Genomic DNA, 14,002 nt, shown 5'->3' with positions numbered 1-14,002 from the left:
CCGCACGTGTGAACGCCGTTACCGAGCGTATTGGACGTCTACCTCGTATCGGGTGAAGCCGAGCTTCGAATAGACCGCCAGTGCCGGCGCGTTGTCGCCTTCGACGTACAAGATCACTTGGCCCAGCCCGCGATCACGGAGGTACCGCAGCCCGGCGAGCGTGAGCGCCTTCCCGAGACCGCCGCCCTGGGCGTCCGGATCGATGCCGACGACGTAGACCTCGCCCGCGGGCTCGCCGCCGAAGCGGCCGGGGACGGCTTCGTGGACCTTCGTCCAGTGGAAGCCGATGACCTTCCCGTCCTCTTCCGCGAGGAAGAAGCCCTCGGGGTCGAACCAGGCTTCCTTCTCGGTCGCCCGGACCTCGTCGGCGGTCAGCGCGCCCTGCTCGGGATGCCAGTCGAAGGCGCGCGCGTTGACGCGGACCATCGCTTCCTCGTCCTGCCCGGGGACCAACGTGCGCAGCGTGACACCTTCGCGCGTCACGGGCTCCGGCCAGTCGGCGGTCTCGACGTCCGCGTGGAGGATCAGCAGCTCGCGGGCGCGCTCGAAGCCTTCGGTCCCGGCGAGATGGACGGCGGCGGGGTGGTCGCCGTGCGCCCAGACGCGCAGCGGTTTCCCCGCGACGTGGTCGACGAGCGCCTTGGTGAGTGCCCTGCCGTGCCCGGAACGGCGATGCGCCGGGTGCACGAACAGTTCGGCGACCTGATTGCCGTGCGAGTCGCCTTCGGTGTCCAGGTGCGCGTACGCGACCAACTCACCGTCGAGGCGCCCCAGAAGATGCTGCCCGCCGGCGAACCCGGTGTCCTCCGGACGGCCGTCGGCCTCGCGCACGGCGAGCAGGAAGCGGCGGATCTCTTCCGTTTCCGGTTCACGGGTCCACACCAGATCAAGCATGAAACCGACCCTACCGGGGAACCCGGTGCCCGCCCGGACGTCTTGTCAGGCAGGAGAGGGGACTCAGTGCGCGGAAAGCTCGGTCGGCTCGTAGACGCTCGCGTCCGGGGCGATGGCCTGCTTGGCCGCGGCGGTGTTGCCCTTCGAGGGCCGCTCGAACTTGTAGCCGACGTTGCGCACGGTCCCGATCATCTGCTCGTGCTCCGGCCCCAGCTTCGCGCGCAGGCGCCGGACGTGGACGTCGACCGTGCGCGTGCCGCCGAAGAAGTCGTAACCCCAGACCTCCTGCAGCAGCTGAGCGCGGGTGAACACCCGGCCGGCGTGCTGGGCGAGGTACTTGAGGAGCTCGAACTCCTTGTACGTCAGTTCGAGGGTGCGCTTGCGCAGCTTCGCGGTGTACGTCGCCTCGTCGATGACCAACTCGCCGACCCGGAGCTCGGCGTCGACCTGCGAGGCGCCGCCGTCGCGGGTGGTGACCAGCCGCAGCCGGGCGTCGACCTCGGCGGGACCGGCCGTCGGGAGAAGGATGTCGTCGGTGCGCCATTCCGCGCTGACCGCGACCAGCCCGCCCTCGCCGACGACGGCGATGACCGGCGTGGAGGTTTCGTCCTCACCGGCGCCCTTGAGCAGACGGCAGAGGCTCTTCGCGGACGCGAGATCACTGCGGGCGTCGAGGACGATGACGTCGCGGTGGCCGGCGTCGAGCAGCGCGGTCACTTCCGGAGCACGGACGCGTACGGTGTGGGGCAGCAGATCCAGAGCGGGCAATACCGTGGTGGCATCTGCTTCCGCGGTCAGTACCAGAAGGTCCAGGCTCATCGCCGCACCGCCTTCAGTCGTGGTCGCCTCGAACGTGGCTACAGCCGGTGCTTGGTGAGAATAGCGGGTGAACAGCCGAGGACCTACCCCGTGCTGGATCGATCACACCTGGCCAAAGAGGTTTACGAAGGAGATTCGACACAATGGTGAGCAGGCCCGTGGCGCGTGACGACCGACCGTCTTCCGGCCGGCCGGCCAAGCGAGGAAAGCGCCGTGGCCGGGGCTGGCTCATCGCCCTCGCGGTGCTGGTGGTGCTGCTGGTCGGGGCCGATTTCGGGGCGGCGGCGTTCGCCGAGCACACGATCTCCCAGAAGGCCCGTCAGCAGCTGGAACTGGCCAACGATCCGGCGGTCACGGTGCACGGTTTCCCGTTCCTGACCCAGGCCCTTTCCGGTGACTACAGTCACATCACGATCAACGCCCAGGGCGTCGCCGTCCCGCCGCGGCTGCGGGACGTGGACTTCAACGCCGACCTGAGCGACGTCACCGCCCCGCTGTCGGATCTGACGTCCGGCAACACGAAGTCGATCGTCATCGGCACGCTCAAGGGCGAGGTGACGATCAAGGCCGCGGACATCGCGCGCCAGGCGCCGCTGGACAAGATCGAGAACCTGAAGATCGAGCCCGTCACCGAGGACTACGTCCGCAACGGCGACAGCGGGCAGGGCGAGACGAAGCCGACCGCGACGAACGAGAACGGCGAGCCGGTCGACACCGCCAGCACCGGGATCCGGGTTTCGGGCAATGTGCAGATCGCCGGGCAGAAGGTGGAGATCTTCTGCTTCGCGATGATCGAACTGGACGGGCAGAAGATCCGCCTCGAACCGAAGCGGCTCCAGTTCGGGAATGACAAGGAGACCACCGTCGTTCCCCAGGCCGTACAGGACGCGCTGCTGCCGAACTTCAACGCGACCATCGACACGGGCGCGATGCCGTTCTCGGTGACCCCGACGTCGGTGCGGGTGAACAGCGGCTCGGTGACCATCAAGGGTGAAGGCAAGAACGTCGCCTTCAGCGGAGCGAAGCCTCAGGGGTGACTTGCGGATGACCGGGGTGTGGGTGCTGCTGGGCGTGCTGGTGCTCGGCGGGGTGGCGGGCGCGCTGCTGCAGGCGCGCAACGGCCGCATCCGCGCGGCGAAGTCCAGCGCGCCCACACTGCCCGGCCGTGTCGCGGACGCCCTCGCGCCCGACGGCGTCACCCTGGTCCAGATCTCCACGACGTTCTGCGCGCCGTGCCGCCACACCCGCGCGATCCTGTCCGCGCTCGCGGAGAAGACCGACGGCCTGACCCACGTCGATCTCGACGTCACCGAAACCCCCGAAGTCGCCCAGGCGCTGTCGGTGCTGCGAACCCCGACGACCCTGGCCTTGACCGCGGACGGCCGGGAGGTCTTCCGCGTCGGCGGCGTTCCCCGAGGTCAGGACCTTCTCGAAGCCCTGAAGCCCCATCTGGCGAACGCCTGATCCCGAATTTTGGGAAGCGTCCCAAGGTGTGAACACGGTTCCCAACCTGAGGGAGCTCTGCGTACCCTCGTGCCCGTGAACCGGCTGCCCCGAACCCTGCTGACCCAGCGCCGCGCAGTGGACCTGTGCCGCGTTCGCAGCAGCCTGTGTCCGGCTCGCTGATCGCGCTCAGCCGCCGCGCGTGCCTCTTCCGGTACGCATCTTCTCCCTCTCGTTCGCAGGAGGAACCATGTCCGCAGGACCGGCCGTCGACCCCCGTGGTCCGCGTTTCGCCGCCATCCTGACGACGATCGTGCTCGCGGTCGTGCTCATCACCCAGTGGTGGCCACTGCTCGCGGCGCAGGCGGTGGTGTTCGCGATCGGTGCCTTCATCGGACTGAAGCCGGCGCCGTACTCCCTGCTCTATCGCCACCTCGTCGCGCCGCGGCTCGGCCCGGCGACCGAACGCGAGGACGCCGCCCCGCTGCGGTTCGCGCAGGCCGTCGGATTCGTGTTCGCCGTCGTCGGCACCGTCGGTTTCGCCACCGGCCTGACCGCGCTCGGCTTCGTCGCGACGGCGTTCGCGCTGCTCGCGGCCTTCCTCAACGCGGCGTTCAACTTCTGTCTCGGTTGCGAGATGTACCTGCTCATCAAGCGTTTCAGCCCCAGCCCTCGCGCGTCCTAACCCAGAAAGAGAGTCAGCTCCCATGAGCCGTGAAGACGTCCTGGTCACCACCCAGTGGGCCGAGGAGAACCTGGACACCCCGGGTGTCGTGTTCATCGAGGTCGACGAGGACACGACCGCGTACGACAACGGACACATCCGCGGTGCGGTGAAGTTCGACTGGCGCAAGGACCTGCAGGACGGCGTCCGCCGCGACTTCGTCAACAAGGAAGGCTTCGAGAAGCTGCTGTCCGAGAAGGGCATCTCGAACGACGACCGCGTGATCCTCTACGGCGGCAACAACAACTGGTTCGCCGCGTACGCGTACTGGTACTTCAAGCTCTACGGCCACGACAAGGTGCAACTGCTCGACGGCGGCCGCAAGAAGTGGGAGCTCGACGGCCGCGAGCTGAACTCGGACGAGGTCAAGCGCGAGCCGACCGAGTACAAGGCCAAGGAGCAGGACCTCTCGATCCGCGCGTTCCGCGACGAGGTCGTCGCCGAGATCGGCAAGAGCAACTACGTCGACGTGCGCTCGCCCGACGAGTTCTCCGGCAAGCTGCTCGCCCCGGCGCACCTGCCGCAGGAGCAGTCGCAGGTCCCGGGCCACATCCCCGGCGCGCTGAACGTCCCGTGGGCGAAGGTCGCCAACGAGGACGGCACCTTCAAGACCGAGGAAGAGATCAAGGAGCTGTACTCCGACGAGGGCCTCGACGAGTCGAAGGCCACGATCGCGTACTGCCGGATCGGTGAGCGTTCGTCCATCGCGTGGTTCGCGCTGCACGAGCTCCTCGGCTACGACCAGGTGAAGAACTACGACGGTTCGTGGACGGAATACGGCTCGCTCGTCGGCGTGCCGGTCGAGTTGGGAGCCAAGTGATGGCAGACGACAGCTGCGGCGCACCGGCCCAGGAGGCCACGCCCGCCGATTACGACACCCGCGGCCAGGTCGTGCTGGCCGGCAAGGTGACCGGCGCGGAGGGCCCCGTCGGCGGCGCCTTCGTCCGGTTGCTGGACGGCGGCGGCGACTTCACCGGCGAGGTGGTCTCGTCGGCCGACGGCGATTTCCGCTTCTACGCGGCCCCCGGTGACTGGACGGTGCGCGCGCTGCACCGCTCCGGCAACGGCGAGGCCTCGGTGACCGCGCAGGGACCCGGCGTGCACCAGCTCGCCATTTCGGTCGCCTAAGACGGGCTGAAGGGGCCCTTCACCGCTTCTCCAGCGGTGAAGGGCCCCTTCGTCGCGTCTGATGCGGTGAAAGCGTCCTTCAGCCCCTGTGGCCACGGCCACGCGACCTCGGCAGGCCCGTCCGGGCAGGTAGCGACTAAAGTGCGTGGCGTGGAGATCCTGTTTACGACCCTGCTGGTGCTCGCCGGCGTCGCGATCACCTGGTTCGCCGTGTACGTCGTCTACCGGCTTTACGCGGACCAGCGCTGACCCATGACGGCTAGTGGCGACGAGGCCATCCAGGCCGCGGAAAAGCGCGCGGAGAACACGCGCGACCGGAACCTTCCGCAGTTCGACGACATGCCCATCCCGGGCGACACGGCGAACCTGCGCGAAGGAGCGAACCTCAACGACGCCTGCCTGGCGCTCCTGCCGCTCGTCGGCGTCTGGCGCGGCGAGGGCGAGGTCGACTACCCGACCATCGAAGGCCCGTACCGGTTCGGCATGCAGCTGACCATCGCGCACGACGGCCGCCCGTTCCTCACGCACGAGGCGCGAGCCTGGCTGCTCGACGAGGACGGCAAGGTCATCCGTCCGGCCGCGCGCGAGTCCGGGTTCTGGCGCCCGCAGGCCGACGACACGATCGAACTGCTGCTGACCCACAACACCGGCATCGTGGAACTCTTCTACGGCAAGCCGCGGGGCAAGGCCTCGGTCCCGGCCTGGGAGCTCGGCACCGACGCGGTCGTCCGCACTTCGTCCGCCAAGGACGTCACGGCTTCGCAGCGGCTCTACGGCATCGTCAACGGCGAACTCGGCTACGTCGAGGAGCGCGCGATGATGGGCCAGGAACTGCAGCCGCACACGTCGGCGCTGCTGCGTCGCGTGGTGGGCTGACCCTCTTCCCATGCGGTGGCGTGCCTACGGCGAGCACGCCGCCCTGCTCGACTGCGCTTCCCTCGCCGAGTCGATGGCGGCGCACGCGACGGTCACGTCCGCGCGCCCGCCCGGGATCGCCGAACTCGTGCCCGGCGCCCGCAGCCTGCTCGTGGTGGAGATCCCGGGTTCCGGCGCCCTCGCGGCCGTCCGCGAACTGCTCGCGGACGCCGACCTCGAACATCCGCCGGAAGGCGAATCCCGCGAGATCACGCTCGACGTGACCTATGACGGCGAAGACCTCGAACTCGCCGCACGGGACGCCGGAGTGTCCACTGAGGACGTTGTGCGGTTGCACACCGGCGCCGTCTACACCGTGGCCTTCACCGGGTTCGCGCCCGGATTCGGTTACCTGACCGGACTTCCCGAGCCGCTGCGGCAGCCGCGGCTGTCGGCCCCGCGCACTCGCGTGCCGCCGGGCTCGGTCGGCATCGCGGGCGAGTTCACCGGCGTGTACCCCCGCGTCTCGCCCGGCGGCTGGCGGCTGATCGGCCACACCCGCACCGTCCTGTTCGATCCCCGCGCCGACCGGCCCGCGCTGCTGGCGCCCGGCGACCGCGTGCGGTTCCGGAGCGCCGGATGAGGGCCATCGAAGTGCTCGAGACCGGCCCGCTCGCGCTGATCCAAGATCTCGGCAGGCCCGGCTACGCGCATCTCGGCGTGCCTCCGTCGGGCGCGCTGGACGTCCCGGCGCTGAAACTGGCCAACCGGCTCGTCGGCAACGCCGAGGACGCGGCCGGCGTGGAATGCCTGTTCGGCGGGCCGCGGCTGCGCGCGACGACGTCCTGCACGGTCGCGGTGACCGGCCCTTCCGTCGCCGTCGAGGTGGACGGGCGCCCCGTCGGCTCGCACGCTCCGGTGTGGCTGGCGCCGGGTCAGGTCGTGGCGATCGGCGCGCCTGCCACCGGATTACGCTGCTACCTGGCGGTTTCCGGCGGCATCATGGTCGACGCGGAACTCGGCAGCCGGTCGCGGGACGTCCTCTCGGAGATCGGCCCCGCGCCGCTGAAGAAGGGCGACTTCCTGCCGCTCGGCCCGTCGTCCGTGTCCGGCGGCGCCGACGTCGTTCTGCCCACGACGGCACCGGCGGAACTGGTCGTGCGGGTGGACCCGGGCCCACGGGCGCACTGGTTCGAGGATCCGGCGGCGGGCCTCGCGAAGACCTGGACGGTGACGGCGGAATCCAACCGCGTCGGGCTCCGGCTCGACGGACCCGCGTTGACTCGCGGGCACGAATACGCGGAGCGGGAACTGCCGAGCGAGGGCCTGGTGACCGGTGCCGTGCAGGTTCCGCCGAACGGATTGCCGGTGGTGTTCTTGGCGGATCATCCAACTACCGGTGGTTATCCGGTGGCGGCCGTGGTGAGACAGGCGTCACTCCCGGCCCTCGCACAGGCCAGACCCGGAACCCTTCTCCGCTTTCACTCGTCCACGAGGGTGTGGAACAGGTAAAGGTCGACGGTGGCACAGGTGTCATCGACACGAATTCGGTCCCCACCCAACCAGAGCTTCCGCAGTCGCTGCGGATCGCGCTGGCCACCGGTCAGATGCGACGCCCGCTCGGCGATACGCTCCGCCCGCTTCTCGATCTCTTCGCCGACGGCGAATACCAGGTGGCCGGACCCGAACGGCTGGCCGAGGACCGCTACCTGACCCCGAGCGCCGACTGGCCGCCCACCGACGTGTCCCGTGTCGGCTACTACCGGACGGCGATCAAGAGCGGTCACCGGCCGGTCGCCATCGTGCTGGAGACCACCGAAGCCGCGGTCATCCTCGATGGGCACCACAAGATCGCGGCCTACCGCGAAGAAGCGATCCTGCCGCACCTGCTGATCATCAGCCCGCTCAACTGATGGACGCCGCACGGTTCCGTGATCCGCGGCCCGGGCCTCGGTCGCACCCGAACGGCTGACCTGCGCCGTGGCGCGTGTTCCTCCGGATCATGCCAAGCTGCGAGCGACGCTCAGCTGATCGCGTACTCGCTCTCGTACGCGGCGGCCAGCTCGGCGTGGATCGCGCTGGAGTCGGTGAGCGCGGCGCCGTCGAGCGTGTGCACCCTGGTCAGCTTGCGGACCGACGACGCGAGGAACAGCCCTTCGCCCCCGGTGAGGTCCGAGACCTTCAGCGGCTCGACCTTGACCGACCAACCCGCGCGCTCGGCGCCGCGGAACAGCGCCGCCTGCGTCGTGCCCGGCAGGATGCCGATGGTCGCCGGCGGCGTGTAGAGCGTCTTGTCCTTCGCGAGGACGACCGTCGACGTCGGCCCTTCGAAGACCGTGCCGTCGGCGGCGGTGAAAATCACATCGCTCGCGCCACGGCGGCCCGCCTCCCGCAGCGCGGCCATGTTGACGCCGTACGAAATCGACTTCGCGCCCAGCAGCAGCCACGGCGCGCGCTCGGCGAGGTCGGGCTCGATACCGCGCTCGAGAGTGATCGCCGCGACGCCTTCGACGCGGGCCCGCTGGACCTTCTCGTCGATCTCCACGCCGAGTGCGAACCCGAACGGCTTCGCCTCCGGATCGCCGTCGATTCCCCTGGTGTACACCAGTTTCAGCGCGATCTCGGCCGGGCCGGACCAGTTGTCGATGACGACCTGCGCGGCGCGCTCCCAGGCGGCGAGGTCCGGCTCCGGCAGGTCGAGCATGGCCGCGGAACGGGCCAGCCGCTCGAGGTGCGGGCGGAGTTCGCGGGGCCGTCCGTCGACGACGAGGATCGTCTCGAACACGCCGTCGCCGCGGAGCAGTCCGAGATCGTCCACCCGCAGGTGAGCGGCTTCGGGGTCGGCCAGGGTCCCGTCGAGGAAGGCAAGCACGCGCATGGGGACACGGTACTCACTAGCATGGGTTTCATGCCCTACCGCTCCCCCCTGCTCGACCTTCCCGGACCGATCGCGGCACCCGACGGGCATCCGGAAGAGGGTGTCCCGTGGCATTGGGGTGACCCCTTCGCCGAGCAACGGACGGCCGCGCGCGGCGCGGTCGTGATCGACCGATCGCACCGCGAAATCCTGGCCGTGACCGGGGAAGAACGGTTGTCCTGGCTGCATTTGGTGATCTCGCAGCACGTCACCGGGCTCGCCGAGGGCACCGGCACCGAGGCGCTCGTGCTGGACAGCCAAGGCCGCGTCGACACGCACATGGTCGTCGCGCACGCGGACGGCACGGTGTGGCTGGACAGCGACAGGGGCGCGGTGGCCTCCAGCGCACTGCCGTCCGGGGGCAAGCAGCCGCTGCGCGAGTACCTCGAAGCGATGAAGTTCTGGTCCAAAGTGGACATCCGCGATGTCTCGGATGAGCTGGCGCTGCTGACCGTCCTCGGTCCCGAAGCGGACCGTGTGCTGGACTCCGTCGGCGTCTCCGTTGGCTCGGAACCGTATTCGGTCGTGGCGATCCCCGGCGGTTTCGTGCGGCGGATGCCGTGGCCGGGGCGATACAGCGTCGACCTCGCCGTCCCCCGCGCCGAACTCGCCGACTGGTGGCGGCGCCTGACCGACGCGGGCGCGCGCCCTGCGGGCAGCTGGGCGTTCGACGCGCTGCGGGTCGAGTCGCTGCGGCCGCGGCTGGGCCTCGACACCGACGATCGCACGATCCCGCACGAAGTGAACTGGGTCGACTCGGCCGCGCACGTCGCGAAGGGCTGCTACCGCGGGCAGGAGACCGTCGCGAAGGTCCACAACGTCGGGCGGCCCCCGCGGTACATGGCGCTGCTGCACCTGGACGGTTCGCCGGAGATCACGCCGGAAACCGGCGACCCGGTGATGCTCGGCGAGCGGACGGTCGGCCGCGTCGGCAGCGTGGTGCAGCACCACGAACTGGGCCCGATCGCGCTGGCACTGGTCAAACGCTCGACGCAGCCGGGCGCGGAACTGCTGGTGGGCGCCGAGGATCGCGTCGTGCAGGCGGCCATCGACCCGGACTCGGTGCCCGGTGAGGCTCCGGCGCCTGGACGGGAAGCGGCTCAGCGGCTGCGGGGCTAGTCGTCGTTCGCGTGAAGGCCCTTCACGCGCTATCCACCACTTACCGCGGACCGAACGCCTGCAGGAAGGTGTCGACGGCGGCCCGTGTCACGTCGCGCAGCTCGGCGGTGGGGACACGGCGGGTACCGAGCCGTGCCCGCTTGTCGATCGGGCCGGACAGCAGTGCCACGAACTGATCCGCCGCCAGCAGCGGGTCCGGCGTGTGGAGATGGCCGGCGACGGCGAGGCGGGCGAGCCGGTCGGCCAGTGCGTCGGTGACACGGTCGGCCGTGCGGGTATGGACGATGTCGAGCAGGTCGGGGAACTGGTTGATCTCCGCCGAGAGCAGTCGGCGCAGCGCCCATGACCGGTCGTGGCAGTAGCACTGGAGCAGGTGGAGGCCGACGCTCTCCAGGGTGACGCGGAGGTTGTCGCCGCGGTCGGTGAGCTGCTCGACCGCGGCGAGGTTCTCGGTCAGCGCCTGGTCGGCCGAGGCCGCGATGGCCTGCCGGAGCAGGTTCTCCTTGTCGTGGAAGTGGCTGTACACGGTGGCCTTGGCCACGCCTGCCTCGGCGGCGACCACGTCCACCCCGGCCTGCGCGTATCCCTCTCGCGCGAAGACGGTGAACGCGGCGTCCAGGATCGCCTGCCGTTTGTCGATCCGCCCGCGTGCCGCGGCAACTCCACTCATACCAAGAGCATACCGGCCTGACCGACAAACTAGACTCATGAGTCTGGTAGAACAGTCTTATGAGTCTTATCGACGACGACGGACTGGCTCCCGCCCTGCGGCGGTTGATCGGCGTGATCCTGCTCGGCGGTGCGCTGGGGATCCTGAACAGCACGATGGTCGCGGTCGGCATCGACCGGCTGGCCGGCGAGTTCGACGCCTCGCTCAGCACGATCGGCTGGGTCTCGACCGGGTTCCTGCTCGCGGTCACCGTGACGATTCCGGTCACCGGCTGGGCCGGGGAGTCCTTCGGCGCCAGACGGATGTGGCTCGCCGGTCTCGGCGTGTTCGTGCTCGGCTCGCTCGGTTGCGGGCTGGCGTGGGACACGGGGAGCCTGATCGCGTTCCGGGTGCTGCAGGGTGTCGGCGCGGGCATCCTCGACCCGCTCGTGCTGACGCTGCTGGCCCGCGCCGCCGGTCCGCGGCACGCCGGCCGGGTGATGGGCCTGATGGCCGCGGTCCTCTCGCTGGGCCCGGTGCTGGGTCCGGTCGTCGGCGGTGTCGTGCTCGCCGGGCTGGGCTGGCGGTGGATGTTCCTGCTGAGCATGCCGATCGGTGTGCTCGCGCTCGTGCTCGCCCGGCGGGTCATGCCCGCGGATCTTCCGCCGGAGGGGACACCGGCACGGCTCGATGCCCTCGGCGTCGCGCTGCTCGGGCCCGGCTTCGCGAGCCTGTTGCTCGTGTTGTCGCAGGCCGCGGACCGTGCCGAGTTCGCCGCCTGGCCGGTGCTCGTTCCGCTGGTGGTCAGTGTCACCCTGCTGGCCGGCTACGCGGTCCATGCCCTGCGCCGCGACCGGCCCCTGGTCGACCTGCGGCTGTTCGCCCGTGGCGGTTTCGCCGCGAGTGTGACGGTCATGGCGCTCACGGGTCTCGCGATGTTCGCCGGCCTGATCGTGCTTCCCCTGTTCTTCCTGCAGGCGCACGGACACGGCGCGCTCGCCGCCGGGTTGCTCGTCGCGCCGCTCGGCGTCGGCGCCGCTGTCGCCGCACCGCTGGCCGGACGTGTCAGCGACCGGATCGGTTCCCGGAACCTCGCGCTGGCAGGCGGGTCCGTCGCGGCGCTGTCCGCGTTCGCCTTCACCCGGATCGGGCACGGCACCGATGAGGTGTGGGTGGTGCTCGCCGGGCTCGCCCTCGGGGTGGGGCTGGGTTTCACCGGGCCACCCGCGATGGGCTCGCTCTACCGCACGTTGCCGGGGCCGCTGGTGCCACAGGGGAGTTCGGTGCTCTACATGCTCAACCAGCTCGGCGGTTCGATCGGGATCGCCGTCGTCGCGTTCACCATGGACACCGCGACCGACACCCTCTCGGGTCTCCACGGCGTGTACTGGTTCCTGACCGGCGCGATCCTCGCCCTTCTCGCCGCATGCGCCTTCTTACCCGGCCGTCCCGCCGACACCCTCGTCGCGCAAGGAGATGCCCGGTGAAGACCATCGTGATCTCCGGCGGCACCGACGGCATGGGCAGGGCCCTCGCCCGCCACTACCAGGATCGCGGCGACACCGTCGTCGTCCTCGGTCGCGATCCGGACAAGGGCGCGGACTTCCCCGGCTTCATCCGGACCGACCTGAGCTCGGTCGCGAACACCAGGAAGGTCGTCGCGGACATCACCGAGGCGTTCCCCGTGGTGGACGCGCTCGTGTTGTGCGCACGGCATTTCCGCTCGGCAAGGCGACAGACGGCCGAGGGCTTCGAAAGCACGTTCGCGTTGGAGTACCTCAGCCGCTTCCTGCTCGGCCACGGCCTTGCCTGCTCCCTGAACCGAGCCGGGAAACCCGTCATCGTCAACGTGTCCGGCCCCGGCGTGCCCAAACCCGAGATCCACTGGGACGACACCGGCCTGGAGCGAGGCTACGACGGCGTCACCGCCCAGATGCAGGCAGGACGGGCCAACGACCTGCTCGGCGTCGACTTCGCCGCCCGATTCGACTCGATCTCGTACGTGCTGGTCAACCCGGGCGCCGTGGCCACGAGCTTCTCCGGCGAGTACGACGCGGCCACGCTGGCCCACGTCGAGCGGCTCAAGAAATTCGGCAAGCCCGTCGCGGAAGGCATCGCGCCGATCATCGCGCTCGTCGACGAACCACCCGGTGTGCCGCTCAGCGCCTTCGTGGAAGGCAGGCGGATCGTCCCGGACCTCGATCGCGTCGCGGCGGCACGGCTCGCCGATCTCACCCACGACCTGCTCAGGAGCCACGCATGATCACCATCCCGCTCGTCGACGGACCGGTCGCCATCCGCGGCGCCCTCGACATCGAGCACACCCCGCACGGGCTGCTGCCACACCGGTTGCCCGCCGCCGCCCGTGCCCGGTTCCCGGACAACCACAGGGCCCGGTTCGACGGACAGCCGCTGACGATGGTCGAGGCGCAACCGGCGGGCGTACGGCTGGTCTTCCGCACCGCGGCCACGATCGTCGAGCTGGACGTGCTGCCCACCAAGACCGTCTACAAAGGAGCGCCGGCCGTGCCCGACGGCGGGTACGACCTGGTGATCAACGGCCGCCTAGCCGCGCAGGCAGGCACTCCGGCCGGCAACAGGCTGATCCTCGACATGCCTGCCCGCCGCTTCCACACCACGCCCGGCCGTCCCGGCACCGTCCGGTTCGACGGCCTGCCCGCCGAACCGAAGGACGTCGAGATCTGGCTGCCGCAGGCGGAGATCACCGAGCTGATCGCGCTGCGCACCGACGCGCCGGTCGACGCGCCGACGACGTCCGGCCGACGGTGGCTGCACCACGGCAGTTCGCTGAGCCACTGCGCCGAGGCCGCGAGTCCCACCGGGACCTGGCCCGCTGTCGCCGCCCGGCTCGCCGGCGTCGAGCTGACCAACCTGGGCCTGGGCACCAACGCGCTGCTCGACCCCTTCGTGGCCCGCGCCATCCGCGACGCCGACACCGACCTGATCAGTCTCAAGATCGGCCTCAACCTCGTCACGGGTGATCTGATGCGGCTGCGTGCGTTCGGCCCTGCCGTGCACGGCTTCCTCGACACCATCCGTGACGGCCACCCGGACACGCCGATCCTGGTCGTCTCGCCCATCCTGAGCCCGATCGTCGAGGACGTCCCCGGCCCGGTCGTGCCCGACTTCGACGCCACCACGTTGCGCTTCCGCGCTCTCGGCGTCGCGGACGACCTGGCAGGCGGACGCCTCTGTCTCTCGATCGTCCGCGACGAACTGGCCCGCATCACCACCGAACGTGCCGACCCCCACCTCCACTACCTCGACGGCCGCGCCCTCTTCGGCGAGCAGGACCACGCCGAACTCCCACCGCCCGACGGGCTGCATCTCGATCCGGCCGGCTACCAGCGTCTGGGTGAGCGCTTCGCTCGGCTGGCCTTCAACGGCCCCTTCGCGTGATCCTCGAGTTGACGACGGCGAGGGTGCCGCGAGA

17 protein-coding genes are annotated in these 14,002 nt (G+C 70.0%); 13 read left to right on the top strand and 4 right to left on the bottom strand.

The window, feature by feature from the left end; translation table 11 throughout:
- Positions 1-18: 18 nt before the first annotated feature.
- Both mshD and DMH01_RS25110 read right to left on the bottom strand, forming a co-directional pair.
- Positions 19-894 (bottom strand): mycothiol synthase, encoded by an 876-nt coding sequence (mshD, locus tag DMH01_RS25115; RefSeq protein ID WP_125679658.1) that lies wholly within the window; start codon positions 892-894, stop codon positions 19-21.
- Positions 895-957: 63 nt separating this feature from the next.
- A complete protein-coding gene (locus DMH01_RS25110) occupies positions 958-1,713 on the bottom strand; it encodes a response regulator transcription factor (RefSeq protein ID WP_125679657.1) in 756 nt (251 codons plus the stop codon).
- Positions 1,714-1,856: 143 nt separating this feature from the next.
- On the opposite strand from DMH01_RS25110, the gene DMH01_RS25105 reads away from it, so the two are divergent.
- The 9 genes from DMH01_RS25105 (at position 1,857) to DMH01_RS25065 (ending at position 7,776) form a co-directional block, all read left to right on the top strand.
- Positions 1,857-2,750 (top strand): DUF2993 domain-containing protein, encoded by an 894-nt coding sequence (locus tag DMH01_RS25105; protein WP_125679656.1) that lies wholly within the window; start codon positions 1,857-1,859, stop codon positions 2,748-2,750.
- A 7-nt stretch (positions 2,751-2,757) separates the two neighbouring features.
- Positions 2,758-3,177: a thioredoxin family protein gene (locus DMH01_RS25100; protein ID WP_125679655.1), complete on the top strand. Its 420-nt coding sequence runs from the start codon at positions 2,758-2,760 to the stop codon at positions 3,175-3,177.
- Positions 3,178-3,406: 229 nt separating this feature from the next.
- Entirely contained in the window at positions 3,407-3,841 is a 435-nt protein-coding gene (locus tag DMH01_RS25095) for a DUF4395 domain-containing protein (RefSeq protein WP_125679654.1), read from the top strand.
- 22 nt (positions 3,842-3,863) lie between these two features.
- Positions 3,864-4,700, top strand: coding sequence for a sulfurtransferase (locus DMH01_RS25090; RefSeq protein WP_034312619.1), 837 nt, complete (start codon positions 3,864-3,866; stop codon positions 4,698-4,700).
- Positions 4,700-5,008, top strand: a complete 309-nt coding sequence (locus DMH01_RS25085) for a DUF1416 domain-containing protein (RefSeq protein WP_125679653.1) — start codon at positions 4,700-4,702, stop codon at positions 5,006-5,008. Before DMH01_RS25090 ends, DMH01_RS25085 begins: the two co-directional genes overlap by 1 nt.
- Before the next feature lie 252 nt (positions 5,009-5,260).
- Complete coding sequence (locus tag DMH01_RS25080) at positions 5,261-5,884, top strand: FABP family protein (RefSeq protein ID WP_125679652.1); 624 nt, start codon at positions 5,261-5,263, stop codon at positions 5,882-5,884.
- A 10-nt stretch (positions 5,885-5,894) separates the two neighbouring features.
- A complete protein-coding gene (pxpB, locus tag DMH01_RS25075; protein ID WP_125679651.1) occupies positions 5,895-6,506 on the top strand; it encodes a 5-oxoprolinase subunit PxpB in 612 nt (203 codons plus the stop codon).
- Positions 6,503-7,375 carry a biotin-dependent carboxyltransferase family protein gene (locus DMH01_RS25070; protein ID WP_125679650.1) on the top strand — a complete coding sequence of 291 codons (873 nt, stop codon included), beginning with the start codon at positions 6,503-6,505 and terminating at the stop codon, positions 7,373-7,375. Before pxpB ends, DMH01_RS25070 begins: the two co-directional genes overlap by 4 nt.
- Positions 7,363-7,776 carry a hypothetical protein gene (locus tag DMH01_RS25065; RefSeq protein ID WP_125679649.1) on the top strand — a complete coding sequence of 138 codons (414 nt, stop codon included), beginning with the start codon at positions 7,363-7,365 and terminating at the stop codon, positions 7,774-7,776. The genes DMH01_RS25070 and DMH01_RS25065 overlap by 13 nt, the downstream gene beginning before the upstream one ends.
- A gap of 110 nt (positions 7,777-7,886) precedes the next feature.
- On the opposite strand, the gene DMH01_RS25060 is transcribed toward DMH01_RS25065, so the two are convergent.
- Positions 7,887-8,741 (bottom strand): aminodeoxychorismate lyase, encoded by an 855-nt coding sequence (locus tag DMH01_RS25060; protein WP_125679648.1) that lies wholly within the window; start codon positions 8,739-8,741, stop codon positions 7,887-7,889.
- Between the two features lie 30 nt (positions 8,742-8,771).
- Between DMH01_RS25060 and DMH01_RS25055 the strand changes: the two genes are divergently transcribed.
- Entirely contained in the window at positions 8,772-9,899 is a 1,128-nt protein-coding gene (locus DMH01_RS25055) for a folate-binding protein YgfZ (RefSeq protein ID WP_125679647.1), read from the top strand.
- 40 nt (positions 9,900-9,939) lie between these two features.
- Here the strand turns inward: DMH01_RS25055 and DMH01_RS25050 are convergent, their stop codons facing one another.
- Positions 9,940-10,569: a TetR/AcrR family transcriptional regulator gene (locus tag DMH01_RS25050; protein ID WP_125679646.1), complete on the bottom strand. Its 630-nt coding sequence runs from the start codon at positions 10,567-10,569 to the stop codon at positions 9,940-9,942.
- Positions 10,570-10,628: 59 nt separating this feature from the next.
- Between DMH01_RS25050 and DMH01_RS25045 the strand changes: the two genes are divergently transcribed.
- From DMH01_RS25045 to DMH01_RS25035, 3 genes are read left to right on the top strand one after another with little or no spacing between them, the layout of a single operon-like run.
- Positions 10,629-12,035, top strand: coding sequence for a DHA2 family efflux MFS transporter permease subunit (locus DMH01_RS25045; RefSeq protein ID WP_125679645.1), 1,407 nt, complete (start codon positions 10,629-10,631; stop codon positions 12,033-12,035).
- Positions 12,032-12,811 carry an SDR family NAD(P)-dependent oxidoreductase gene (locus DMH01_RS25040; RefSeq protein ID WP_125679644.1) on the top strand — a complete coding sequence of 260 codons (780 nt, stop codon included), beginning with the start codon at positions 12,032-12,034 and terminating at the stop codon, positions 12,809-12,811. The genes DMH01_RS25045 and DMH01_RS25040 overlap by 4 nt, the downstream gene beginning before the upstream one ends.
- The gene (locus DMH01_RS25035) at positions 12,808-13,968 is read left to right on the top strand and encodes an SGNH/GDSL hydrolase family protein (RefSeq protein WP_125679643.1); all 1,161 of its coding nucleotides are present in this window, start codon (positions 12,808-12,810) and stop codon (positions 13,966-13,968) included. Before DMH01_RS25040 ends, DMH01_RS25035 begins: the two co-directional genes overlap by 4 nt.
- Positions 13,969-14,002 lie beyond the last annotated feature (34 nt).

The organism is Amycolatopsis sp. WAC 04182 (assembly GCF_003947465.1).
GTDB lineage: Bacteria > Actinomycetota > Actinomycetes > Mycobacteriales > Pseudonocardiaceae > Amycolatopsis.
The sequence above is the reverse complement of the archived record's forward strand: the minus strand, read 5'-3'. Positions and strand labels throughout refer to the sequence as shown.